This window comes from Streptomyces sp. MB09-01 (assembly GCF_033794505.1).
Classification (GTDB): Bacteria; Actinomycetota; Actinomycetes; order Streptomycetales; family Streptomycetaceae; genus Streptomyces.
On sequence record NZ_JARAYQ010000075.1, the window covers coordinates 1 to 22,515 of the forward strand.

24 protein-coding genes and 1 pseudogene are annotated in these 22,515 nt (G+C 70.6%); 6 read left to right on the forward strand and 19 right to left on the reverse strand.

Translation table 11 applies throughout. The annotated features are described in order from the left end of the window. Positions 1-190: 190 nt before the first annotated feature. Positions 191-1,807, reverse strand: coding sequence for a multicopper oxidase family protein (locus PV721_RS17710; protein ID WP_319725256.1), 1,617 nt, complete (start codon positions 1,805-1,807; stop codon positions 191-193). A 251-nt stretch (positions 1,808-2,058) separates the two neighbouring features. After that, positions 2,059-2,598: a hypothetical protein gene (locus PV721_RS17715; protein WP_319725258.1), complete on the reverse strand. Its 540-nt coding sequence runs from the start codon at positions 2,596-2,598 to the stop codon at positions 2,059-2,061. 73 nt (positions 2,599-2,671) lie between these two features. On the opposite strand from PV721_RS17715, the gene PV721_RS17720 reads away from it, so the two are divergent. After that, on the forward strand, positions 2,672-3,373 hold the full coding sequence (locus tag PV721_RS17720) for a DUF998 domain-containing protein (protein WP_319725262.1): 702 nt from the start codon (positions 2,672-2,674) through the stop codon (positions 3,371-3,373). A gap of 80 nt (positions 3,374-3,453) precedes the next feature. Continuing rightward, positions 3,454-4,290, forward strand: a complete 837-nt coding sequence (locus tag PV721_RS17725) for an alpha/beta hydrolase (RefSeq protein WP_319725331.1) — start codon at positions 3,454-3,456, stop codon at positions 4,288-4,290. Here PV721_RS17725 and PV721_RS17730 read toward each other — a convergent pair. The 4 genes from PV721_RS17730 to PV721_RS17745 all read right to left on the reverse strand — a co-directional run bounded on the left by PV721_RS17730 (position 4,275) and on the right by PV721_RS17745 (position 6,799). Then, complete coding sequence (locus tag PV721_RS17730) at positions 4,275-4,694, reverse strand: CBS domain-containing protein (RefSeq protein WP_319725265.1); 420 nt, start codon at positions 4,692-4,694, stop codon at positions 4,275-4,277. The genes PV721_RS17725 and PV721_RS17730 overlap by 16 nt on opposite strands. Positions 4,695-4,938: 244 nt before the next feature. Further along, positions 4,939-5,619 (reverse strand): DUF305 domain-containing protein, encoded by a 681-nt coding sequence (locus tag PV721_RS17735; protein ID WP_319725268.1) that lies wholly within the window; start codon positions 5,617-5,619, stop codon positions 4,939-4,941. Then, positions 5,616-6,317 carry a DUF3105 domain-containing protein gene (locus PV721_RS17740; RefSeq protein ID WP_319725271.1) on the reverse strand — a complete coding sequence of 234 codons (702 nt, stop codon included), beginning with the start codon at positions 6,315-6,317 and terminating at the stop codon, positions 5,616-5,618. Before PV721_RS17740 ends, PV721_RS17735 begins: the two co-directional genes overlap by 4 nt. Positions 6,318-6,370: 53 nt before the next feature. Further along, positions 6,371-6,799 carry a hypothetical protein gene (locus tag PV721_RS17745; protein ID WP_319725272.1) on the reverse strand — a complete coding sequence of 143 codons (429 nt, stop codon included), beginning with the start codon at positions 6,797-6,799 and terminating at the stop codon, positions 6,371-6,373. A gap of 172 nt (positions 6,800-6,971) precedes the next feature. On the opposite strand from PV721_RS17745, the gene PV721_RS17750 reads away from it, so the two are divergent. Next, positions 6,972-8,333 (forward strand): glutamine synthetase family protein, encoded by a 1,362-nt coding sequence (locus PV721_RS17750; protein WP_030772013.1) that lies wholly within the window; start codon positions 6,972-6,974, stop codon positions 8,331-8,333. A gap of 75 nt (positions 8,334-8,408) precedes the next feature. Here the strand turns inward: PV721_RS17750 and PV721_RS17755 are convergent, their stop codons facing one another. The 12 genes from PV721_RS17755 to PV721_RS17810 all read right to left on the reverse strand — a co-directional run bounded on the left by PV721_RS17755 (position 8,409) and on the right by PV721_RS17810 (position 19,536). Next, positions 8,409-9,674 carry a tyrosine-type recombinase/integrase gene (locus PV721_RS17755; RefSeq protein WP_319725278.1) on the reverse strand — a complete coding sequence of 422 codons (1,266 nt, stop codon included), beginning with the start codon at positions 9,672-9,674 and terminating at the stop codon, positions 8,409-8,411. A 70-nt stretch (positions 9,675-9,744) separates the two neighbouring features. Next, complete coding sequence (locus PV721_RS17760) at positions 9,745-9,999, reverse strand: helix-turn-helix domain-containing protein (protein ID WP_416371124.1); 255 nt, start codon at positions 9,997-9,999, stop codon at positions 9,745-9,747. Beyond that, a complete protein-coding gene (locus PV721_RS17765; RefSeq protein WP_319725285.1) occupies positions 9,971-11,752 on the reverse strand; it encodes an ATP-binding protein in 1,782 nt (593 codons plus the stop codon). Before PV721_RS17765 ends, PV721_RS17760 begins: the two co-directional genes overlap by 29 nt. Continuing rightward, complete coding sequence (locus PV721_RS17770) at positions 11,749-12,615, reverse strand: bifunctional DNA primase/polymerase (RefSeq protein ID WP_319725287.1); 867 nt, start codon at positions 12,613-12,615, stop codon at positions 11,749-11,751. The genes PV721_RS17765 and PV721_RS17770 overlap by 4 nt, the downstream gene beginning before the upstream one ends. A gap of 449 nt (positions 12,616-13,064) precedes the next feature. Beyond that, positions 13,065-13,400, reverse strand: coding sequence for a hypothetical protein (locus PV721_RS17775; protein ID WP_319725289.1), 336 nt, complete (start codon positions 13,398-13,400; stop codon positions 13,065-13,067). Beyond that, positions 13,397-13,996, reverse strand: a complete 600-nt coding sequence (locus PV721_RS17780) for a hypothetical protein (RefSeq protein ID WP_319725293.1) — start codon at positions 13,994-13,996, stop codon at positions 13,397-13,399. The genes PV721_RS17775 and PV721_RS17780 overlap by 4 nt, the downstream gene beginning before the upstream one ends. Positions 13,997-14,103: 107 nt before the next feature. Continuing rightward, on the reverse strand, positions 14,104-14,547 hold the full coding sequence (locus PV721_RS17785) for a hypothetical protein (RefSeq protein ID WP_319725294.1): 444 nt from the start codon (positions 14,545-14,547) through the stop codon (positions 14,104-14,106). A 76-nt stretch (positions 14,548-14,623) separates the two neighbouring features. Then, positions 14,624-14,869 carry a hypothetical protein gene (locus tag PV721_RS17790; RefSeq protein WP_319725297.1) on the reverse strand — a complete coding sequence of 82 codons (246 nt, stop codon included), beginning with the start codon at positions 14,867-14,869 and terminating at the stop codon, positions 14,624-14,626. A gap of 216 nt (positions 14,870-15,085) precedes the next feature. Then, positions 15,086-17,347 (reverse strand): hypothetical protein, encoded by a 2,262-nt coding sequence (locus PV721_RS17795; RefSeq protein ID WP_319725299.1) that lies wholly within the window; start codon positions 17,345-17,347, stop codon positions 15,086-15,088. 106 nt (positions 17,348-17,453) lie between these two features. Beyond that, positions 17,454-17,993, reverse strand: a complete 540-nt coding sequence (locus tag PV721_RS17800) for a hypothetical protein (protein ID WP_319725301.1) — start codon at positions 17,991-17,993, stop codon at positions 17,454-17,456. Positions 17,994-18,025: 32 nt separating this feature from the next. Next, positions 18,026-19,141, reverse strand: a complete 1,116-nt coding sequence (locus tag PV721_RS17805) for a hypothetical protein (protein ID WP_319725304.1) — start codon at positions 19,139-19,141, stop codon at positions 18,026-18,028. Then, positions 19,138-19,536 (reverse strand): sigma factor, encoded by a 399-nt coding sequence (locus PV721_RS17810; protein ID WP_319725307.1) that lies wholly within the window; start codon positions 19,534-19,536, stop codon positions 19,138-19,140. Before PV721_RS17810 ends, PV721_RS17805 begins: the two co-directional genes overlap by 4 nt. 292 nt (positions 19,537-19,828) lie before the next feature. Here PV721_RS17810 and PV721_RS17815 point away from each other — a divergent pair, with 292 nt between their 5' ends. Next, on the forward strand, positions 19,829-20,563 hold the full coding sequence (locus tag PV721_RS17815) for a GntR family transcriptional regulator (protein WP_319725309.1): 735 nt from the start codon (positions 19,829-19,831) through the stop codon (positions 20,561-20,563). Next, positions 20,560-21,252: an ATP-binding protein gene (locus PV721_RS17820; protein WP_319725311.1), complete on the forward strand. Its 693-nt coding sequence runs from the start codon at positions 20,560-20,562 to the stop codon at positions 21,250-21,252. Before PV721_RS17815 ends, PV721_RS17820 begins: the two co-directional genes overlap by 4 nt. A 101-nt stretch (positions 21,253-21,353) precedes the next feature. Here the strand turns inward: PV721_RS17820 and PV721_RS17825 are convergent. Then, a pseudogene (locus PV721_RS17825) lies at positions 21,354-21,493 on the reverse strand (YdcF family protein); the annotation flags it as partial. Between the two features lie 30 nt (positions 21,494-21,523). Here PV721_RS17825 and PV721_RS17830 point away from each other — a divergent pair. Continuing rightward, the gene (locus tag PV721_RS17830; protein WP_416371123.1) at positions 21,524-21,877 is read left to right on the forward strand and encodes a hypothetical protein; all 354 of its coding nucleotides are present in this window, start codon (positions 21,524-21,526) and stop codon (positions 21,875-21,877) included. The last annotated feature ends 638 nt before the right edge of the window (positions 21,878-22,515 follow it).

The following is a 22,515-nucleotide window of genomic DNA, read 5'->3' on the forward strand; positions in this document are numbered from 1 at the left end:
GGTTCGGCGGGGTGCTCATACCGGCGGGGGCGTCCTTTGTCGCAGCTGCTGTGATCACCGCAAGGGTGCCATGCCCGCGACCCGCGCCCCTCCGAATTCCCGCCCGGCCCCGGACCGGGGCCGGGCGGGTCCCGACCGGGTCCCGGGCCGGCCCGCCGAAGGAGCCGGCCCGGGACCGTAGGGCCGCTGCCTACAGCCGGTAGCCCAGCACCGTCATCATTCCGGACTCCGAGTGGTAGACGTTGTGGCAATGCACCATCCACAGCCCGGGGTTGTCCGCGTCGAAGTCCGCCGTCAGCCTCCCGCCCGGCAGGATGATCGCGGTGTCCTTGCGCGCCCCGCCGGCCCCTGCGCCGAGCGCGAAGGTGTGGCCGTGCAGGTGCAGCGGGTGCCACATCGGCGTCGCGTTGCGGAACTCCAGCCGGACCCGCTCGCCCGCCTTCACCGGGTGCCGCTGGTCCGGTGTGTACGGCTTGCCGTCGAAGGCCCAGTTGTAACGGGCCATGGAGCCGGTCAGGCGGATCTGCACCGTACGGTCCGGCTCGCGCGGGGCCAGTACGGCCGCAGCGGCGGCCTTGAACGCGTCCGCCGCCGGCGGACGCGCGTCCAGTTCGGCCGGCCGGGTCGCGGCCGTGGGCGCCGTGCCCGCCCCGGTGCGCAGCACCGCCAGTGCCGACTGCCCCTTGCCCTCGGCCAGCGCGGTGAGCGGGAACACCCCGTCCTGGGCGGTGACCAGGACGTCGTACCGCTCGCCCATGCCCAGGAGCAGTGAGCGCGTCTTCACGTGCTCCACCGGGTAGCCGTCGGTGTGGGTGACCGTCAGCTCGTGGCCGCCGAGGGCGATCCGGAAGGCGGTGTCCCCGCCGGCGTTGATGATGCGCAGCCGGATCCGGTCCCCGGGGCGGGCCGTGAAGACCGACGGGTCCTGCGCCACTCGGCCGTTGACCAGGTAGTGGGGGTAGGCGACGTCGCCCGCGTCCTTGCCGAGGATGTCGCTGTCGGCTCCCATCAGGACGTGCGAGCTGCCGCCGGGGCGGGTCGCACCCGGGGCGGGCGGGGCGCCGTGCCCGGCGTGTCCTCCGCCGCCTCCGCCCCCGTTGCCGTTCCCGTCGCCGCTCATGCCCCTGCGGAGTTCGGCGAGGACGGCTTCCGGGGTGGCGCCGTCCACTCCGTCGATCCAGTCGTCCAGGACCACGACCCACTCCTTGTCGTAGGAGAGGGGTTCCTTCGGGTCCTCGATGATCAGCGGGGCGTAGAGGCCGCGGTCCTGCTGGACCCCGGTGTGCGGGTGGAACCAGTACGTACCGGGCTGCGCGACGGCGAACTTGTACGTGAAGGATCCGCCCGGGGCGATGTCCCGCTGGGTCAGGCCGGGGACCCCGTCCATGTCGTTGCGCAGCGCGAGCCCGTGCCAGTGCAGGGAGGTGGCCTCGGGCAGGTTGTTGGCCAGGGTGAGGGAGAGGGTGCCGCCGGCGGTGGCCCGGATCTCCTGGCCCGGCAGCTTGTCCCCGTACGCCCAGGAGCGGACGGTCCGCCCGGCGCCGAGGTCGAGCGGGGTGGCGGTGGCGGTGACCTTGACCTCGGTGAGCGGGCCGGTGGCCTTGCGGGCCGCCTCGGCGGCGCGGACCTCGGGCCCGGCCGGGTCCACGTACCCCGCGGGGCCGTCGGCGGCGGAGCCGCCGTGGTTCATGGAGCCGTGGTCCGTGCCGGAGGAACCGGACGAGCCGGAGCAGGCGGCGAGCAGTCCGGAGCCGGCGATGGCCGCGGATGCGCCGAGTACGGCGCGTCGGGTGGGAAGAGAGCGCATGGGAGCACCTCGTGGGTCTGGTGTTACGGGTCATGGGCGCGGTTCGGCGCCGCCTCGCGGGCGTGCGGCGTGCGGGCGTACGGGGAGCGGGGCACCGCGGGCATGCGGGTGCTGCCTCTGCGTACGGGCACGAGGGCATGCGGGCACACGGACGTACGGGCACACGGACGTACGGGCACACGGACGTGCAGGTGTACGGATGCGCGGGTGTACGGACGTACGGGCCTGCGGAGGCGACGGCGGGGCCGGGCCTATACCCGCAGGACCGCCAGCCGGGTCAGGAGCTCGCGGGGCGAGGGCGGATCCGGGCCACCGGACCGGCCCGGTATGCGGGCCGCGCCCCCGAGCGGCGCGGTGTCGCGGGAGCCGGCCGGTCCGGCGCCGAGGTACAGCAGGACGAGCCCCGCGAGCACGGCGGAGCAGACGGTCATGGGGTCCATGCCGGTACCGGGCCACCGGGTCCCGGCGGCCTGCGCCGGCTCGAGGCCCGTTTCCAGGCCCGCTTCCAGGGCCGGTGCCCGGGCCGGTTCGTGCGCCGGTTCCACGGCCGTCCGGTGGACCTGCTCCCGGTTCGGCGCCGTCGGCGCGGACACCGGGTTGTGGTGCGCGCCACCGTCCGCCGCAGGACCGGGCGGCCCGGCCGAGGCAACGGAGTGGGCCGCGGACACGTCCTCCATGGCATGGGAGGCGGACGGATGACCGAGGGTGTGCATGGCGACGATGCCCAGCAACAGCGCGGCGAGCAGCAGCAACCGGGACCCCGGGGCGGCTCGCTCTGCACTGCGCGTCATGGCCGGAACCCTACCCGGGGTGGGTATCCGATCATAGGACCGACCCTCGGGTCTGCTTAGGATTAGTCACACTATGTCCCCACATGGACTCTCTCCGCGGACCGCCTGGCCGGTCGCCGTCCTGATCGGTCTCGCCGGCGCCGCCTACACCGCGTGGGTACTCGAAGTCGTCCTCTCCACGGGCCTCAACCCCATCGAGACGTACGTCAGCGAGCTCGCCGCCCGGGACCAGCCGCTCGGCGGCCTCTTCCGGGCCACCGACTTCACCGCCGGGCTGCTCGCCTTCTCCGGCGGACTGCTGGCCCTGTCCCGGCTGCTGAAGTACGCCGAGTCGCGCCGCCTCTGGGCGGTCGTCGGCTGGGCCGGGGTCACCCTCTTCGGCGCGGCCACCGCCGCCGACGCCTGGCTGCCGCTGAGCTGCACGCCCACCGTGGACCCCGAATGCGCCGCCCTGGAGACCGCCGGCCTGGTCCCCGCCACCCACCGGGCCCATGCCGTCAGCAGCAGCCTCGCCATGACCGGTGCCCTCGTCGGCCTGGTGGCCCTGACCGTCGCCGCCCGCCGCTACGGCTGGTTCGCCCCGCTCGCCCGCTACGGCCCCGCGCTCGTCGCCCTCGAACTGCTCGCCACCGCGTGGACGCTGACCGCCATCGCGATGTTCACCGCGGGTCGCGGGACCTGGGCGCTCGGCGCCGGGCAGCGGCTCCAGGTGCTGCTCGTCGCGCTCTGGCTCGGCCTGCTCGCCCACTCGGTCCACAAAGAGGGCCGGACGTGACGCGCGTGCCGCCGTACGCGGATCCGTACGCGGGCTCGTACGCGGCTTCGTACGCGAGCCGCGCCGGCCGGTTCGTCCGCGTGGACGGGGTGCCGCTGCACGTCGTCGTCGAGGGCCGGGGTCCCGTGTGCGTGCTCAGCGCCGGGCTCGCCATGGCCTGGTTCGACTGGGACCCGGTCGCCGGGCTGCTCGCCGCCTCGGGCCGCACCGTCGTCCGCTTCGACCGGCCCGGCCACGGCCTCAGCGGTCCGGCCGCCGAGCCGCCGACCACCGCCGGGGAGGCCCACCGGCTCGCGGGTCTGCTGGACGCGCTGGGCTTCACCGGCCCGGTCACCGTCGTCGGGCACTCGATCGCCGCGTTCCACGCCGAGGCCTTCGCCCGCCTGTACCCGCAGCGCACCGCAGCCCTGGTCCTCCTCGACGGCAGCGTCGAGGAGGCCCCCCGTACGGTGCTGCCCGCCGCGCTGCGCACCGGCGCCGCCCGTGCGCTCGGCCGGGCGGTGACCGCGGCCGGGCTGCCGGCCGCGCTGGGGCCACTGGCCCGGCGCGCCACCGTACGGGCCTCCCGCACCGGCGGCCCCGACCCGGCCGCACGTGACCTCGTACGCCGCTGCTACCGCACCGGCCGCGTCTGGCGCGGCGCCCTGCTGGAGAACTCCCGCTACCCCGACATGGCCGCCGAGCTGCTCGCCCTGCGCGGGACGTACCCGCTGGCCGCCCCCGCCACCGTCCTCGCCGGTCACGACGGCTCTGCCGGCCGCTCCGCCCTGCGCTGGCTGGCCCGCCAGGCGGACCTCGCCGACGTGCTGGGCGCCCGCTTCGAGGTCGCCGAGCCCGCCGGTCACCTGGTCATGCTCGACCGCCCGGACCAGGTGGCCCGGGCGGTCCGCAACGCCGGCGGTCAGCTCCTCGCGTAGACCTTCTCGGCCCAGCCCGCGATCTGCTCTTCGGAGAGGTGCTTGGCCAGGTCGGCCTCGCTGATCATGCCGACCAGCTTCTTGTTCTTGATCACCGGCAGCCGGCGGATCTGGTGGCTCTGCATCTCCTCCAGCACCTCGGAGACGTCCGCGCCCGCGTCGATCCAGCGCGGCGTGCCCCGGGCCATGTCACCGGCCGTGGTCTTCGACGGGTCGCGGCCCTTGGCCACGCAGCCGACCACGATGTCGCGGTCGGTCAGGATCCCGCAGAGCCGTTCCTCGGAGTCGCTGATGGGCAGCGCACCCACGTTGAGCTCGCTCATCAGCTGGGCGGCCCGGTCCAGGGTCTCGGTGGCGGGGATCCACTGGGCCCCCTTGTGCATGATCTCTCCGGCGGTGGTCATCGCATCAACCTCCTGAGCGCCGTACGAGCGGCGGGGCGCGGCTGCGCCCGCCTCGGCGCCCTCCGCCCAGGGCTCGTCGTGACTCCACGCGCGGGAGCACACGCCCGTAGGGGTGAGAGGGCGCCCTCCCACCACCGTACGGGCGTGTCCCGTCACCCGCGCGGCGCGTCTCCAGTCACCCGCGCGGCGCGTCTCCAGTCACCCGCGCGGCGCGTCTCCCGTCACCCGCGCGGCGCGTCTCCCGTCACCCGCGCGGCGCAGCCCCGCGCTTCCCCAGCATGTCCGCCATCAGGGTGATCTCCGAGCGCTGCGCGTCGACCATGCCCTGGGCCAGCGCCTGCTCGACCGGGGTCGCGCACTGCTGCGCACAGCCCTCGGCCATCGCGACGCCGCCCTTGTGGTGGTCGGTCATCAGCTGGAGGAAGAGCACCTCGGCGTCCCGCCCGGAGGCGGCCCCCAGCTGCTCCAGCTCCTCCTTGGTGGCCATGCCGGGCATCAGCGCGCCGGGCTTGGCTGCGCCGTGGCCCGCATGCTCTCCGTGGCCTGCGAAGGTCCCCATCCACGACATCGGGGGCTCCTCGGCCACCACCTTCGGCAGCCCCCACAGGTCCAGCCAGCCGAGCAGCATGCCCCGCTGGTTGGCCTGAGTGTTGGCGATGTCGAAGGCGAGGGTGCGCACCGCCTCGTCCTCGGTGCGGTCCCGCACGATGAAGGACATCTCCACCGCCTGCTGGTGATGCACCGCCATGTCCCGGGCGAAGCCGGCGTCCGGGGAATGGAGCCCCGGGATGGCGGGGCCGGGCAGGGGTCGGGCCGCACCGGGATCGCCGTTCGCGGCGGCGACCGTGGCCGCCGCCGCGAACAGCAGCGCCAGCAGGACGGCCGTGCCCGCGACCCAGTAGGTACGGGGAGTACGGGCGGTCACTTGGCGGCCAGCCCGCTCGTGCAGGCCGCGCCCGGTTCGGGGGTCTGCTCGCCCTGCACGTACTTGGTGAAGAACTGCTTCACCCGCGGGTCGTCCGCCTTCTCCACGGTCAGCTGCTTGCCCCACGCGCTGAGCATGATCGCCCCGGTCTGCTCCTTGACCGGGCTCATCAGCGTGTACGGGGTCTTGCCGACGGTCGCGGCGAGCTTGTCCACGTCGGCCTTGGCCGCCTTCTCGTTGTACGTGACCCAGACGGCCCCGTGCTCCAGCGAGTGCACGGCGTTCACCTCGGGCAGCGGGTTCTTGTAGACGTCGCCGTTGCAGTTCATCCAGCGGGGGTGGTGGTCACCGCCGACCGGGGGATTCATCTCGTACTTCACCGGGGTCTCGACGTGGTTGCGGCCCAGCGTCTTCGCGTCCCAGAGCTGCTCGCCCTCCACCGGCTTCTTGCGGACCTCCTCGGCCTCCTTGCGGATCTGCTCCGCGGCCTCCTTCTTGCGCTGCTCGGTCTGCTTCTGGTCGATCAGCACCCAGGCGCCGAATCCGACCAGACCGGCGACGACGACCGTCGAGATCGTGATCGCGATTGCCTTGTTGCGCCGCTCCCGGATCTTTTCGGCGCGGCGCATCTCGGCTATGCGCGCCTGGCGGGAGTGCGGGTCGGTGTTCTGGTGGGTCCTGCCGGACTTGCTGGCCATGTGCCCTGGTTCCTTCTGCTGAGGGGGGTGGGTGGAACGCAAAACCGGACCGGTCAGGTCCGCAGCACTTGGAGGGCATGCAGGTCGGGGGCGCGCGCGAGCGGCCCGGGCGGCCGGATCCGGCCCGCCCCGGAGGCCTCGGCGGCCGGCGGCGGCTCGCCGTCCGGCACGGTCACGGCGGGCGGAGGTACGGGCAGCACGCCCGGGGTCACGTGCGCGAGGGACGAGCAGCCGGGCAGGTCGTACGGCGACACGCAGACGGCGTGCGTCGTGGCGTGCGTCGTGCCGTGCGCCCGCGGCTCGGCTTGCGCGCCCGCCCGGGCGCTCCCGTGGGACACGGGGGACTCGCCCGACCGGGACGCACACAGGAACAGCGCGCCGGTCAGCACCCCGGCCAGCGCCCCGAACACCGCCAGCAGGAGGGCGCGCCGAAGCCCGGAACGTCCCCGACGCCCCGGCCGCACGCACTGCAGGCCCCCCATGGGCGCAGATGGTAATGCTCATGACCGCTTCGAGGTCAGTGCGGGGGTGCCGCGAGCTTTCCCGGGTGCGTAATGTGGCGGAAACCACCACTGGCGATACTGGGCCGGCCCGACTGTGCCCCCACCCACGAGGCGGTGGTGCACAGGCCGTCTGAACTGCGAGGATGAAGGCATGGACAAGCAGCAGGAATTCGTCCTCCGGACGCTTGAGGAGCGCGACATCCGCTTCGTGCGCCTGTGGTTCACCGACGTACTGGGCTTCCTGAAGTCCGTCGCGGTCGCCCCCGCGGAGCTGGAGCAGGCCTTCGACGAGGGGATCGGCTTCGACGGCTCCGCGATCGAGGGCTTCGCACGGGTCTACGAGTCCGACATGATCGCCAAGCCGGACCCGAGCACCTTCCAGATACTGCCGTGGCGCGCCGAGGCCCCCGGGACCGCCCGGATGTTCTGCGACATCCTCATGCCGGACGGCTCCCCGTCCTTCGCGGACCCGCGCTACGTCCTCAAGCGCATCCTGGCCAAGACCTCCGACCTGGGCTTCACCTTCTACACCCACCCGGAGATCGAGTTCTTCCTGCTGAAGGACAAGCCGCTGGACGGCACCCGCCCCGTCCCGGCCGACAACTCCGGCTACTTCGACCACACCCCGCAGAACGTGGGCATGGACTTCCGCCGCCAGGCGATCACCATGCTCGAATCGATGGGCATCTCGGTCGAGTTCAGCCACCACGAGGGCGCCCCCGGCCAGCAGGAGATCGACCTCCGCTACGCCGACGCCCTCTCCACGGCCGACAACATCATGACCTTCCGCCTCGTCATGAAGCAGGTCGCCCTCGAACAGGGCGTCCAGGCCACCTTCATGCCGAAGCCCTTCTCGGAGTACCCGGGCTCGGGCATGCACACCCACCTCTCCCTCTTCGAGGGCGACCGCAACGCCTTCTACGAGTCGGGCGCCGAGTACCAGCTCTCCAAGGTCGGCCGCTCCTTCATCGCGGGCCTCCTGCGCCACGCCGCCGAGACGGCAGCGGTCACCAACCAGTGGGTCAACTCCTACAAGCGCATCTGGGGCGGCTCTTCCCGCAGCGCAGGCGCGGGCGGCGAGGCCCCCTCGTACATCTGCTGGGGCCACAACAACCGCTCCGCCCTGATCCGCGTCCCGATGTACAAGCCGGGCAAGACGGGCTCCTCGCGCGTCGAGGTCCGCTCGATCGACTCGGGCGCCAACCCGTACCTCACCTACGCCGTCCTCCTCGCGGCCGGTCTCAAGGGCATCGAGGAGGGCTACGAACTCCCGGCGGGCGCCGACGACGACGTCTGGGCCCTGTCCGACGCCGAACGCCGCGCCATGGGCATCGAACCCCTCCCGCAGAACCTCGGCGAGGCCATCTCCCTGATGGAACGCAGCGAACTGGTCGCCGAAACCCTCGGCGAACACGTCTTCGACTTCTTCCTCCGCAACAAGAAGCAGGAGTGGGAGGAATACCGCTCGGAGGTCACGGCCTTCGAACTCCGCAAGAACCTCCCCGTCCTGTAAGAGCAGGTCAGCGCCCTTGCGGGCCATGCACGAGACTCCGGGCCGGTGGTCGATGACCACCGGCCCGAAGTCGTCTCACCGGCCCTGGGCCGTCTGTGGGCCGTCCGACGCGGAACCCGAGGCTTTGTAGACCCCGTCCACGGCCTTTCGGGTCCGCCCCTCGCTGCTCGGCATGAGGTGCGTGTAGGTCCGGAGCGTGAAGCCGGGGTCGCCGTGCCCCAGGTACGTGCTGAGCGCCTTCACGTTCTCCCCGGCGTCCAGCAGCACCGAGGCGTAGAAGTGCCTCAGGGCGTGCATCCCGTGCTCGCGCGCGGCCTGGTGGCGTTCACCGGGCTTCGGCTCCTCGAGCACCCCGGCCATGACGAGGGCGGGCTTCCACACGCGGGTGTTGAAGTCGGTCCGCCGCACGGCTCCGCCGCCCGCGAGCGAGAACAGCAGCCGCTTCGTGACGAGGGGCCCGTCCGGCCGGAGCCAGGGGAGCGTGACGTCCACGGCCGGGAAGTCGGCGCTGTGCTGCTTGAGCACCTGGGCCACGCCGTCAGGGAGTGGAACATCCCGCTCCTTGCCGCGCTTGGGCGGTGAGAACACGAGGTGCCCGTTGACCACCTTCACCTGACAGTCCACGTGGACCCACCCTGTCGCGTAGTTCACCGCACCGACGGCGAGTCCGAAGATCTCGCCCTGCCGCAGCCCGCACCCGCCCCCGACGTCGGCCATCGCGCGGTACCGCGCGGGGAGCGCGGCCCGCACGGCGAAGACGCGTTCAGCTGTCCACGGACGTACACGGGGCGTCGCGGCCAGGGGAGCGCGGACCGAAGTCGCCCGGCACGGGTTCTTGGGCAGGTGTCCGTCTTCCACAGCCGCGGTCAGTACGGCCGACACGGTGTTGAAGATGACGCGCCGGTAGGACGACTTGGGGAGCAGGTTCTCCAGCACGCCGAGCCATTCTCGAATGTGCTCGGGCTTGAACGAGCCCAGGGGCCGCGTACCGATGTGCGGGAACGCGTGGAGCCTGAGCTGCACCTCCACGGTGGTGCGGGTGGTCATGTCGGTGGTCTGCCCCGCGATCCACTTCTCGCCGTACTGGCGAAAGGTGGTTCGGCCGGCGGCCGGGTCGACGTAGGCACCGCGGGACATGTCCGCCTCGATGTTCGCGAGCCACTGCTCGGCGAGGCGCTTCTCACGGTTCTGGAACGACTTGCTCTTCTCGGTGCCGTCGGGACCGATGTACCGGGCGCGGTAGCGAAGGCCGGTGCCGTATCGGTTGGTCTTGACCCGAAGGGGCTTTCCGGCAGGGCCGGGCTCGGTCTTGTACCAGCGGTCCTGGATGTGGCCTGCCACGTGAGGGCCTTTCTGTGGGGAATCGGAGGGCGGGCCCGGTAGACCCGCCCTCCCTGGATGTGGTGGCGTCTCAGACGGCCTGGCTGATGTCGGCTTGCATCTGTGCGGTGATCCAGCTGTGCACGATGTCGGGGCAGTAGCGAAGGTGCTTGCCGACCCGGAATCCCGGAGGGCCGGTGCGCTTCTTGCGCCACTGGTAGACGGTCTCCACGGGCACTCCGAAGAGAGCCGCGATGTCGTCCGGGGTGAGGTAGCGCTCGGGCAGGGTGATGCTCACGCGAACTCCTTCGGCGGTCTCAGCAGCAGGGGTGGGTGGTGGCCTCAGGCCCGGAGGCGGGGTCCAGGGGCCCCTGACACACCGTGCAGAGGGGGTGGGGACCAGAGATTGCGTGTTTTCCAGCGTCCGCAGTGTCCGCAGCGTCCGGTGAGGTCTGTTCGCACAGGTCAGAGGACGTGCCGGTGGCGGACGCTGAGGTGGAGCCAGCGTCCGGTCCAGCATCCGCAGCGTCCGCAAACGCGGCTTGCGGACGCTGACCGGACACCGTGCGGACGCTGGCGGGGTGGCTAGCGTCCGCTGGAAAGCCCAGGTCAGGACGGCTTGCGGACACTGTGGACGCTGCGGACGCTGTAATCCGGGCATCTCTGGTGTCCGGGGTCGCGGTCAGCGTGTAGAGACGTTGGCGGTGCCGGTCCGGCGTGCGCTTGGAGTCGTCGAAGGTGATGCCGACCGAGCGCAGGATCGGCGCGAGGCGCTTGAGCTGTCCGCCGGCGCGGGTGGCGTCCTTCGGCCACTTCGGGTGGACGGTGTCCGGGTTGGGCAGGTGCTCCAGCAGCATCCCCGCAGTTCCCGCCCAGGAGCCGTCGGCCTCGACGAGCGAGACGACCGCGCTGCCGAAGGGGTCTCCCTCAAGGGCATCGGCAGCGACTTCGGCAGAGGACGTGGTGTACGACGCGAGGGTGCTCCACCCGTTGATCTGATCGACGGCGGCGAGGACCCGGGCGAAGTCGGCCATGCGGGGCATTCGTTCGAGCCGTACGCTCGGCAGCTCCCGCAGCACTGCCGAGAGCAGGTCGAAGAGTGCGGCGAGGATTGCCGGGCGCGCTTCGCTGAATGCGTCGTCGAGTTCCTCCTCGGTACGGCGCCGGTTCTCATCGATCAGCTGGAGGTCCAGCACGAGGAGCCGTTCGGCGAGGTCACCGGCCAGCGCGCCAGCGTCGATGGTCGTCATCGCGAGCACGCGTCGGAAGGTGAGGACCACGACGTCGTCATCCGTGTAGAGGGCCCGGTCGACGATGCCGTCGCCGGTGACGGCCTTGCAGAGGGTGTCGGACAGCCACGGCGGGATCGTGCTGATGTTGTCCAAGCACAGTGCCCAGGAGTTGAAGGCCTGCGTGGCCCACGCCTTCACGTCCCGCGGCTGGCTCCTCTTGGCGGCCGGGGAGGGGTCGACCAGGTTCACGATCGTCTGCGCGGCCTTCGACTTGCCAGTGCCCTGCTCGCCCTTGAACGTGAGGACGGGGTGGGGGATGTGCGGGATCCAGGCGGCGACCAGCCACGCGACCAGCTGGTGAAAGGCCTCGTCGTCCATGTTCACCAGGTCGCGCAGCAGGGCCAGGCCCTCGCCGGACCGAACCTGCACGGGTTCCGGCATGACGGCCATCGCTCCGGAGCGGCGGAACAACACCGGGGAGCGGTCCCGCAGCGACCAGCCTTCGGGGGTGGCGACCACGCAGCGACCGTCTGCCGTACCGAGGTCAACCACGACCTGGTGGGCGTCGCCGGCCACGCGCAGCATCACGGGAACCGGGTCGGTGGCGGCAGCCATGCCTTCGAGGACGGTCATCGCGTCCGCGAGGGCCGACTGGGAGGCGACCGCTCCCTCGTTGATGTCGGTGAACAGCCGGGCCATCTGCGAGCGCAGCCCAGCCTTCCCGCGGAGCGGCATGGCGAGGTTCGGGCCGTGCTTCCTGACCCCGTACGGGCGGCCGTCCTCGGAGGTCACCAGGTCGTAGCGCTCCCGAGCGAGGGCGACGAGCTGCGAGGCCTGCGAGGGCCCCTTCTCCTTTTGAGCGCTCACCGGGCACTCCGTCCGGCACGAGTCTTGGCGCTGTCGATGGTGCGGGCAGCTCCCCGTTCGGGGTGGCCTTTGGCGCACGCGGCCTTGAGCAGCTCGTCCGCGATTCCCTCGTTGCCCTGGTGCTGCTCGAAGGCGCGGCAGGCAGCCCAGAACAGCCGGTTATTCAGCTCGCCTTCAGGGGCCTCGAGGACGAATCGCACCAGCGCATCCCCTCGGTCCGCGCCGTCCCGGGGCACCGGGACGGTAACCGGGCGGGGCGCCTTGCGCTCCTCAGCGGTCGCCAGGTCGAGGAGCGCAGCCGGTACGGCCGCGATACCGGTGTGCGGCTCGCTGATGGCTTCGTAGACGCCCTTGGGCGTCCAGGACCCGGGCCCGACGAGGTACCCGCCGGCACCTCGGATGTCGATGCCCGGCCCGATACGGCTTGCCGAGTTCGGCACGAGCGTGCCGGCGGGAGTCGCGTAGTACATGTGGAGCCCGCCGCTGGGCGTCAAGACGGTGATCGTGGGCGTCAGGGTGAAGCCGTGCTGGACGGTCAGAGCGTCGAGCGCGGCGACTCCGTCGACGCCGTTCTTGCGGTCGAGGTCTACACCGACCACCCACCTCTGAGGAGCACCGCATGCGACCCCGTACCCGGTGGCGCGGGGAGCCGACTTGAAGAGGTGATGGACTCGGCTGGGGTCGGTGCTGGCGTCGTGGACGCCGTGGCCCAGGAACCCGCATTCTCCCCGGCACAGCTCGCCAGGGTGGGGGCTACGCAGGGCGGGGAGCTTGTTGGGCGCCAGTGGGAACACGGCCAAGCCGTGGTCGGCGGCGGCCAGGGCGCGGTGCAGCGCCTTGGACCAGAACAGGGACACAGGCATGCTGGAGAGACCTCCGGTCTCGTGGAAGAGGGATGGAGGGGCAGGGCGGGCCGATTTCTTTGGCGAGAGGCGGCCCGCCCTAGTCATGGCTAGTCACAGGTGCAGGGGTAGCTAGTCGTCCCCGAGGTGTTCGCGGTGGATCAGGTGTTCTCCCTTCGCGTCGCTATGGACGGAGTGAGACCCGGATTCGTTACACCCTCGCGCGACCGCGCGCGCGTGGGACGGTCTCATGAGTTCCACCAATGTTCCTTTTCGCAGGTCAGAGGCCTAGGCCTGGGTCTCACCGTGAGCCCCTTCACCTCTAGTACGTCTTTTCGGCGAATCTGTTACACCTGCGGATCGGAGTGGGGCCGACGCGGGGCGGGAGCTGGTGGAGCAGCGTTCGCGCCCGCGCGCGCGTAGGGCGGTCCAGAAAGTCCAGAAACCCCGGTTCTCATCGGCTCGCCCCGTCAGTGACGGTGGTTCCGGGCGACGCGGTCCTCGGCACGGCTGAGCTGGCTGGACTCGGTCCGAGGGGCGTTCGTGTGCCAGCAGAACGGGCGGATCGAGTCGGCGGCCTGGAAGGCGCGCGTGGCTGCGCCGGGAACGCTGCCGGGCTCAACACGGGCGCCGTCGAGGGAGGCCAGGAGCCGAGCAGCGTGGTGCTCGCATCCGGCAGCCTTGCCTCCGTGGCTGTCGAGAACGATCACAGCGTCGCGGGGCCCGGCACAGTTGGTCGGGTCCTCGGGGTGGGCAGCGATGCAGCGGCTCAGCTCCGTCGCGCGGCGGCGCTCGTAGGCGGTCACTGGCCGTCCCTGCGGGCGTTGGCGGCCGCGGCACGGACCAGAGCGAGGACCTGCTCGCGGGTCCTGTCCGGGTGAGAGTTCCACACCTGGTACGACCCGGCTTCGGCGCCGAGGGTGTTCTGCAGGTAGCCGGAGGCGAGGCGCATCGTGTGGACGTCGCCGTATCCGAGGCGGTGAAGGGCGTACTGGGCGCCGAAGATGCACCGGCCGCCCTGGTGGTCGCGCTGGGAGCCTCGGGCCCAGCCGAATGCCTCGATGACCAGGGCGGTCAGTTCCAGTGATTCGGCGGCGGTGAGGTACCGACCGCCTCCGTGCCAGGCCCGGACGACCGGGAGGGACAGGCACCAGTCGGGCAGGTGGCGCAGGAGCGCGGCCGGCGGGCGCAGTTGCGGCGCGGGTGCGGCGACGGGAGCCGGGGAGGCGGCGAGTTCGCCGAGGGCTTCCGCGACGAGTTCGGCGGTGGTCTTGGTGACCAGCGGGTGGGCGGTGCGGACGCGGGCGGCGAGGTACCGCTCGATCTCGCCGACCAGGACGTCGGCGGTGACGTCCAGGTCGTCCAGGTGTGGGGTTGCCGAGGGGAGCGTGCGCGTGCTCATCTGGGGGTTCCTCCGTGGGCTTGCTCGCGGTTGGGGTGGGGGTGCTCCCGGGCTGTCCAGGCGTGGGGAGCACCCCCGTTTTTGCGCGGTGGGCTACTGCTGGTCGGTCAGAACCACTTGCCGCGCTTGGCCTTCTCCTTCTGGAACTCGTCCTCGGCGTCCTGCGCGTGGCCCTCCATGCGCTCGATCTCGTCGAGGTCGAGACGGCCCCTGAAGATCTGGCCGGGGCCCAGGCCGCGGTAGCCGGTGCTGCCCTCGTCGCGGCAGTCCGTGTCGGGGCCGGCCAGGTCGCGCAGTCCGGGCGGCGGGTTCTCGTAGACCCGGCCGTTCGCGCTGCCGCAGAGGAGGTACTTGGCGGAGACGGTGTTGAACATCCACGCGCCGGTGATCACGTGGCGGCCGGTGCAGGTGTGCGCGCTGTACGTGAATTGCTCGAACTGCCCGGCGATGGCGAGGGAGTGCTCGTTGACCGCGTAGACCGTCTTTCCCTTGCTGAGCCAGCGCTCGAAGTCCTTGATGTCGCGTGGGGTGTTGCGCCAGACCCTGCTCATGGGGTTCTCCCTTGTGGGTGGGGTGGGGCGCCCTGGGCTGTCCAGGCGTGCAGGGCGCCCCGCGGTTGGGGTGGGGTCAGCGGCCGAGGTTCGCGAGGGCCCCGGCGATCACGGATGCCGAGGAGCCGTTGCGGATGGCGTAAGCGACGTTCAGGGCGGCCAGGGCGGCGTGGATCGCGTCCTGCGGCCAGCGGGCGGCGAAGTCCAACGCGGTCTTCTGGGCGGCGGGGGTCACCTCCCGCTCGCGCAGGAGGGTGGGCTCCACGTTGCTCTGGTAGTCGGCGACGATCTCGGCGAGGTAGGCGCTGGTGTAGGCGGCCATGGCGAGACTCCCATGGGTTTGGGTGGATTCGCGAGGTGGTTCGGGGGTGGTCGCCCCCCGGTCGCTGTCTAGGTTTGCGCCGGTTTGGCCTACGGTCGCCGAGGCGGTCAGGGCGGTCGACCGACCGGCTCCAGGGTGCTCACGACCGTGGGCCAAACTGGTTGATATCGGGTGTCGACCGGGGGCCTACCGGGTCTGCGACCGGGGTTGTTTGCCCTATTTACCGGCTTCGGTGAGCTGGTCGCGGGTGTAGCCATTGGGGTTGGCCAGCCCCTCGCAGGCGCCGAGCTTCCGGGTGCCTCCCGCCCCGGCTTCGCGCAGGCGGGCCTGGAGCTGGGGGCCGGTCAGCTCGCCGTACGCGCCCGGCTTGTAGGCGGCGAGGAACCCGAGGAGGGTCTCGGTTCGGGCCCGGTCCACGCCGTTGGCGTCCAGCGCGGCGATGCAGTCGGCGAGCAAGGTGGCGGTCGCGGCGGCGGCCTGGTCGACCTTCCCGTACTCCAAGGCGTCGCCGGTCAGCGTTCCGGCGGCGAGGCGAAGGTCCCGGCCGCGCAGGCAGATGTCCTTGAAGGCGGGCAGGTCGATGACGTCGGCTTTGATGGTGATGTGGCCGGCCTCGTCGCCGAGCTCCAGTACGACGACGCCCTTGGAGTCCTCGCCGAGGAGGTGGGGAGCGGCGCCTTGGTTGACCGGGTCGTCGCCGAGCACCATCTTGGCGCTGTTCTGACCCTTGACCCGGAAGGATCCGCGCTTGGCGCAGACGTCTCGGAGCTTGGTCGGGACGCTGTCCGAGCTGGGGCGCTGGGTGATGAAGACGCCCATGCCGAGCACGAAGCGGGTGACGCGTACGTACCGGGCGAAGCTGTCGACAAGGATGTCGCGGGCGTTCTTCGTCTTGGGCCGGCCGCCCTCGGGGGTGGTCTCCTCGTCGATGGCGACCTGGACCAGGGCTGCGCCGTCCAGGAGCTCCTGCAGTTCGTCGACGACCAGGAGGACCGGGCCCATGCCGTCGGCCGCGAGCTCGGGGGTGACCTTGCCCTCGGGGACCTTCTCCGGGCTGACCTCGTAGAGGCGGTCCAGCTCGGTGCCCCGGTCCTGCATCTCGGTGATGGTCGTGTCCATCACCCGCAGGACCTTGCGGATGATGTCCGGGGAGGCTCCGGCGATCCACTGGTGTGCGACGTTCTTGAGCGGGGCCCAGTCCGGGCCAGTCTTGCCGGTGATGACGATGATGCGGACGGTCGGGTCGAGCGCGGCCGCAGCCGCGATGAGGCGGGCGAGGTAGCTCTTCCCGTAGCCCATCAGGCCGCCGATCATGATCGAGGACCAGATCAGATCGAGAGTGTGACGGTTGTTGCGGGCGTCCGGGCCGAGCGGGATGCCGTCCTTCCAGAAGTCCCAGCGCTTCGCGGCAATGAGTTCGCTGTCGGTCTTGCCGCTGCCGTAGGGGTTGTCCTGGTCGGCGACCCAGAGCACGAGGCGGCCGTCGTGGCCGTCGGCGGAGTTGTCCGGGCGGATCTCGATCCGGGAGCGCTTGATCCGCATCGCGGAAGCGAGCTCCTCCAGCTTCCCGATCGCGTTTGAGGCGGGCATGCCCCGGGGCAGTTCGATGGTCGCGGTCCAGCCCGGCCCGGACGGCTGGATGACTCCGGCCAGGTGCGTCTGGTCCCTCTGCGCCTCCGAGATGATCCCCGCCTTGACCAGTGCCGTGACCAGGTCGCCCTCCCCCTGGACCCGGGCGGACTCGGGCTTGACCAGGGAGACGCGGCCCAGCGACGAGAGGGTGTCGGGTACGAACTGCCCAGACGGGGTCGACATGGGCGCGGGGACCGGGGTTCCGTCTGTGCCGACGCCCTCCACGGGCACGGCCTGGCCGGGGATGAACGGGGCGACTTCCGCCTTCGGTTGCTGGGTCTCGGTGGGCCGGGACAGGTACCACCAGGCGAACGGAGCGGCGCCCAGTGAGGCCAGCGCCAGCAGCGGCTCGACGGCGACGCCGTTGACGTACCCGTACGCGCCGCCGAGGCTCAGCGCCAGACGGCCGGCCTTCTTGCTCCAGCGAGCCCGGCCAAGGTCCCGGCCGCTGATTTTGTAATTGTCGGCGTCGGTCTCCTTCAGTGCCTGGAGCTGGGCTTCGGCTCCGGCCAGCTCGAACGCGAGGGCACCGGACATCTCCGGGTCGGCGTGGCGGAGCTGGAGCTTGAGGCCTTTGACCCGAGCGCCCAGCTCGACCTCGCCGTGCTTGGTCTGCGACCGGCGCTTGCGCTCGATCTCCCGGGCCAGGTCCTCGTCGGTGACATCGGCGGTGGCGTACCAGGCACTGATCCGGGCGAAGACCCGGACGCGCTGCTCGCCGAGCGCGGCGCTGGCCTGCTGGGCGCGGGCCTTCGCCGCATTCATCATCTGCTCGCGGCGGGAGACCTCTTCGACGTCGATGACCTCGGCGTCGGGGATGTCCTCGGGATGGATCTCGATAGCCATGCGGTGCTCCTCCAAAGCGGTGGTGCTACGGGGGCTACGCCTCGCACCCGGGCGGCTTCTCGCACGGGTGCGAGGCGTATCGCTGCTGGTCGGTGCTGTGCGGGCGCTACAGGCTGCTGAAGATCGAGCCGATGGCGGTGGCGCCGGTGGCGCCGAGCTGGTTGACGAGCGGGCCGATGAAGGTGCCGCCGAGAGTGACCCCGAGGGCGCCGCAGGTGATCGCCCAGCCCTTGGTCACCTTGTTGTTCTTGATTCCGAAGAACAGGACGATGCCGAGGATTGCGGCGACGAACGCGCCGGTGCCGATGGCGGCCCCGCTGGTGCCGGCCTGGGTCTGGATCTGCTGCTGGTTTCCGAGCTGGGCGGTGGGCCCCTGGATCGGGGCGCCGGTTCCGGCGCCGTCGGCGAGGGTCATGACCACCTGGTGGTGTGCGGACTCGGCACGGTAGGCGGCGGAGTCGAGTCCGCGGACCGACATGGTCTTCCCGGAGGGGAGAGTGACCGGGGCGCCGACCGCCCTGTCCACGGCGGCCTGGACGACGGTGGCCTGCTGCTCGGGGGTCTCGGCGGAAGCGACAGGGGCGGTGGCGAGAATCGCGGCGGCCGCGGCACCGGAGACGGCGAGGGTGCGGATGATGCGAGACATGGCAAGGCTCCTTCGAGGTTCGGTACGCGGGGTCAGGCGTCGGTCTTCGAGGCGGCACGGCGCCGGCCTTCGTTGCTCATCTCGGTGCGCGCGGCGGCGCTGTACTTGACCTCGCCAGGGACCCGGCGCGGAGGGGTGCCGCCGTTGTTCTTCCGGCCGTCCTCCCCGGACTTCTTCGGGGTCCTGGAAGGCCGTTCGTCGTCGGGGTCCATTTGGGAATCGAGCTGCGTGTTCTCGTCTTTCAGCGGGCCGTTGGAGGCGATGCGTACGGCCCTGCGGGCAGCGCGGCGGGCGGCGATGATTTCGGCGGTCTGGCCCGGGTCGGTGCCATGGATCTCGTCCCAGGCGCGCCGGTAGGTGCGGTCACTGGGCGTCAGCTCTCCAAGGGCGGCGGCAAGGTAGACCGCACGCTCCCAAACGGTCTCGTCCTGCTCGATCCGCGCGGCGATGAGCTTCTTCGTCCTGACCTGCTCAGCGCGGGCTTCGCGGCGCTCAGTCCAGCGCTGGCTCCACGTCTTGCGGCCCTCCCTCTTGGCGATCCGGCCGTTCTCGTGGAGATCCCAGATCGCGGGGCCGATCAGGGAGCAGAGCGCGCCGCCGAGGCCGGTCGCGGTGCCGAAGGCTGCGGAGCCGTGGTCGAAGTTGATCCAGGCGGCGATGGAGGCCTGGGCGAGTGCGCCGAGGCGGTAGTGCCAGGACGGGCGGCCGTCATCGACCGCGGCTTCGGCTCCCTTGAGGAGGGCCCAGGCCACTCCCTCCAGGACGAAGGGCGCGGCGACGAGGAACCAGGCGGTCGGGTCCCAGAACGCCATGATCTGGAGCGGGAGACTGACGATGACGCAGACGATCGCGATGGTCTTCGCCGCCCTGCGCCACTGCTCGGCGGACTTCTCGGCCTTGGCCTTGCGGGCGGCTGCCTCCCGGCGGGCCTCGTCCCGGCGCCGGCGCTCGTCGGCCGCGTCGGCCAGCGAGGACTCGATGTCGGCCTGGGCCTTCGCGGCGGCCTTCTCGTCCGCGAGCTTCGCGCGGCGCCGGTCGGACTCGTTCTTGATCCGCATGGCCTCGGCCTCGGCGGACGCCTTCTCGGCCGCGGCCAGGCCCTCGGTGTAGGTGCCGCCGCCCTCGGGGCGCAGCTCCGTGACCGTCATGCCGCGACCTCCAGCGGCGTGGGCTCCTGATCCAGCATCGCGAGCACCACGGTGTTGGCGAGCGCCTCCTCCTCGGCGGAGGGGACGGTCGGGAGCAAGAGGCCGGCGGCCAGGCTCGTGAAGTCGGTGGTGGTTTCGCGGCGGGTGCCCCGCATGTGGGCCAGCATCGCGGCGCGGGCCAGTTCGGCGATCCAGCCGAAGGCCTCGTCGTCGGTGACGCCGCACTTCGCGACGCGCTCGGCGACCAGCACCCAGGTCGCCTGGGCGATGTCCTCGGCGGACTCCCACCGGGTCCCCAGACGGGCCCGCAGGTGGCGGACCAGCCTGGCGTTGTAGATGACGTACAGCAGAGACAGTCGGTCCCGGTCCCCCGGGGTACCGTCGACATCGAGCACGGTCGGTGCTCCTCTCACAGGTCGATCGGCCCTGCTCAGTGGCCTCGGTGTTTGCCCACCGGGGCCACACCCGTATTCGGGTGCAGGTATGCGCCTTCACAGCTGCTTGGACATGGCTGTGCCGTCACGCTTCGTGAGTTGCCATCACGCGGCGTTTCGATGGGATGACATTCCCAGGATTACGACTAGGTGTCAACGACACCTGCGGCAGCAATCCCGGGAAAGCGGCCCTCTGTGAATCAGTCCCGGGACTGTGGTTGACTGGTGGCGCCAAGATGGAGGAGCGCCGGACATGCCGCCTAAGTGGAGAGAACTCGCCGACGAGATCGCCGCGAAGATCACCAGCGGCGAGTACGCGCCCGGCGACCGCCTGCCCAAGATCGAGGACTTGGCTCGGGAGGGGAAGGGCTCCAAAACCACGGTCCACGCGGCGTACAAGGCCCTGGAGGCTGATGGGCTGGTCGCCTCGTCTCGCGGCCACGGGACCGTCGTACGAGCACGGGTCTCCCTGTCCACCGGCGCCGAGCGCGAGGAACGAAGCAAGCTCACCGGTTCCTCCTGGCGTGTAGGGGAGCGGTCCGACTCGCACATGGCCGGCGTCGTCGCCGCACCGGATGATGTCGCCGAGGCCTTGGGGATCACCGCTGGCGAGCCGGTGCTACGGCGCACCCGGGTCTACCGCGACGAGCACACCAACGCTGTCATCTCGCACTCGACCTCTTGGATCCCGGCGGTCTTCGCCGAGGAGCTGCCAGAGCTGGTCATGGGCAAGAGGCTGAGCGGCGGCACTTCGATCGACGTGATCACGCGGCACACTGGGCGCCCGGTCTCGAGGCGTTTCAGCACCATGTGGGCCCGGACCACCACGCCCGCCGACGCCGGGTCGCTCGAGATTCCCGAGGACACACGCGCGGCGGTCATCGTCCTGACCGTCCGGATCGTCGACACCAGTGGGATGACGATCGAGTACGGCGTCGACTTGGGAGGCCCCGGCTGCCGCTGGGCCAAGGAAGAGTCCGCCGAATGACCGACCCGCTCCTCGACGACGACCTCGTCCACGTGGCCGAGGAACGGCTGGGCGCCCTCCTGACTGCCCAGCGCCTTGGCACCCTGCCGCCCGACGGCAAGGCCGAGATCGCGCGCATCATGCGCACGCTCGCCGGACGAACCGGACCGGCCCGACTGGTCCTGATGGCCGGCCTCCCGGGCTCGGGGAAGACCACGCTCGCCCACGAGTTGGAGCTCCGCGGATTCCTGCGCCTCTGTCCTGACGAACGGGTCTGGCGCGCCCATGGGCACTACGGGCGGGACTTCCCTCGAGGGGAGTACAAGGTCAGAGAGCGCCCCATCCTCGAAGAGATCGCATCTGAGCTCCGCGCTGCCCTCACCGCCGGCCGCGACGTGGTCATGGATCACGGCTTCTGGACCGTCGACGAGCGCCAGGAGTGGCGCCGTATCGGCGAACAGGCCGGGGCAGCGGTGACGCTCGTGCATCTGCCCGCTACCCACGACGAGCTGTGGGAGCGCCTAGAGGACCGCAACCAGCAGACCTACGACGACCCGAACTCCATGTACTTCAGCGAGGACGACCTCCGGCGCCACGCTGGCCGCTTCGAGGCGCCCAAGGCGGACGAGTCGCACCTGGTCTACGACGGACGTTCGGCGACCGTCCTCCGTGCGCTCGGCTACGACGACACCCGGGAATCGGCGCTCTAAGGTACGCGTCCCGCTAGTCGGGGTGGCGAGTGGGGGGTGGAACTTCACCGCACGACGTACACCGAGGCAAAACTGCTCGCCGCGTGGAGGTCGATCGCGAACTCAGTGACAGTCTCGTCGGCGCCCAGGTCGTGGCTGCCCAGGCCGGGCCGACACCGACGGAACATGGCCGCGGCTCGTGCCCCATCTGCTGGAAGTCCCAGAGCAGTTGTGCGTCGTCCCACGTCTGCGCCAAGATCACTGGGTTGCCTCTCCCCTCGAGTCAGAGACCTTGAAGTCGTACGACCACCACAACACCGGCGAGAACATCCGCCTCTCCCGCGAGCTACGCGCGGATCAGGTCATCGACGTCTCGGCGGTCCTACTTATCAGCAAGCCGTACGAGGAGCGGCGGTCCTACGCGACGCCCCGCCAGCTCTGGCCGGCGGTCGAGATCGTCAGCACGTCTGCACCGATGGCCCTGACGAAGTATGTGAACTCGATCGGGAACGCTCGGCTGCTCCTCGACATGCTGGTCGGGGCACAGCAGCGCCTGCTGATCTACCCGCAGCAGGGCTTCATGATCCGCCAGGAGATCCCCGAGCCCGGTGCCGCTGCTCACGATCGCCTCTGCGCGGCGGGATAGACGAGCCGCGTCGCGCGGATGAGGCATCCTCCAGAGCTCGTTAATAAAGACGCACGAACCAATGGCCCGACCAAGGTCTCGAAGCCGATCCAACCTTATCTCCGTAATTACCTTCAACGGTGACTATGCGATGCTTGCTTGGATCTGAACCCACCACGATGCCCATATGGCGATTTGCTTCACCAAAGAGGTCTCCGCGGATTGGGGAAGAAACCAGGCGTCCGACCTTCTGAGCCCATGAGTGGACGCTAGCAACGGCTCCTGGGCTACTCCAAGGGACCCGACGATTCTGGTCCGATCCTTGATCCCATGCCCATGAGACGAAAAATGCACACCAAGCGCACGGACCCAGGTTTGGATTGAAGTAGCGAACGTATCGGGTAAGTGGTGGGCCGCTGTTCGAGCCCGGCGGCGACTCATGTATGCCGAGTTCACCACGCGCAATTCTCACCATGTTGTTGACTGCCGCGGTATTGTCTGTGCCACCACCTCCGAATACGGTTGCCGGTAGGGGGGCAAGCGCAGTGTCAAGATCTTTGATCTCAATACTGTTTGCCGTGGGATCAAATTTTTGCTGGAGTACATCGAATGTTGGCTCCACGTCACAGATATCGTCGTGAGTGGTCATGGCTGCCTCC

What these genes read in the sequence shown, in the direction of transcription:
- PV721_RS17710 (WP_319725256.1), bottom strand. Translation starts at nt 1,807, where the DNA reads ATGCGCTCTCTTCCCACCCGACGCGCCGTACTCGGCGCATCCGCGGCC.
- PV721_RS17715 (WP_319725258.1), bottom strand. Translation starts at nt 2,598, where the DNA reads ATGACGCGCAGTGCAGAGCGAGCCGCCCCGGGGTCCCGGTTGCTGCTG.
- PV721_RS17720 (WP_319725262.1), top strand. Translation starts at nt 2,672, where the DNA reads ATGTCCCCACATGGACTCTCTCCGCGGACCGCCTGGCCGGTCGCCGTC.
- PV721_RS17730 (WP_319725265.1), bottom strand. Translation starts at nt 4,694, where the DNA reads ATGACCACCGCCGGAGAGATCATGCACAAGGGGGCCCAGTGGATCCCC.
- PV721_RS17740 (WP_319725271.1), bottom strand. Translation starts at nt 6,317, where the DNA reads ATGGCCAGCAAGTCCGGCAGGACCCACCAGAACACCGACCCGCACTCC.
- PV721_RS17745 (WP_319725272.1), bottom strand. Translation starts at nt 6,799, where the DNA reads ATGGGGGGCCTGCAGTGCGTGCGGCCGGGGCGTCGGGGACGTTCCGGG.
- PV721_RS17750 (WP_030772013.1), top strand. Translation starts at nt 6,972, where the DNA reads ATGGACAAGCAGCAGGAATTCGTCCTCCGGACGCTTGAGGAGCGCGAC.
- PV721_RS17770 (WP_319725287.1), bottom strand. Translation starts at nt 12,615, where the DNA reads ATGCCTGTGTCCCTGTTCTGGTCCAAGGCGCTGCACCGCGCCCTGGCC.
- PV721_RS17780 (WP_319725293.1), bottom strand. Translation starts at nt 13,996, where the DNA reads ATGAGCACGCGCACGCTCCCCTCGGCAACCCCACACCTGGACGACCTG.
- PV721_RS17785 (WP_319725294.1), bottom strand. Translation starts at nt 14,547, where the DNA reads ATGAGCAGGGTCTGGCGCAACACCCCACGCGACATCAAGGACTTCGAG.
- PV721_RS17790 (WP_319725297.1), bottom strand. Translation starts at nt 14,869, where the DNA reads ATGGCCGCCTACACCAGCGCCTACCTCGCCGAGATCGTCGCCGACTAC.
- PV721_RS17795 (WP_319725299.1), bottom strand. Translation starts at nt 17,347, where the DNA reads ATGGCTATCGAGATCCATCCCGAGGACATCCCCGACGCCGAGGTCATC.
- PV721_RS17800 (WP_319725301.1), bottom strand. Translation starts at nt 17,993, where the DNA reads ATGTCTCGCATCATCCGCACCCTCGCCGTCTCCGGTGCCGCGGCCGCC.
- PV721_RS17805 (WP_319725304.1), bottom strand. Translation starts at nt 19,141, where the DNA reads ATGACGGTCACGGAGCTGCGCCCCGAGGGCGGCGGCACCTACACCGAG.
- PV721_RS17815 (WP_319725309.1), top strand. Translation starts at nt 19,829, where the DNA reads ATGCCGCCTAAGTGGAGAGAACTCGCCGACGAGATCGCCGCGAAGATC.
- PV721_RS17820 (WP_319725311.1), top strand. Translation starts at nt 20,560, where the DNA reads ATGACCGACCCGCTCCTCGACGACGACCTCGTCCACGTGGCCGAGGAA.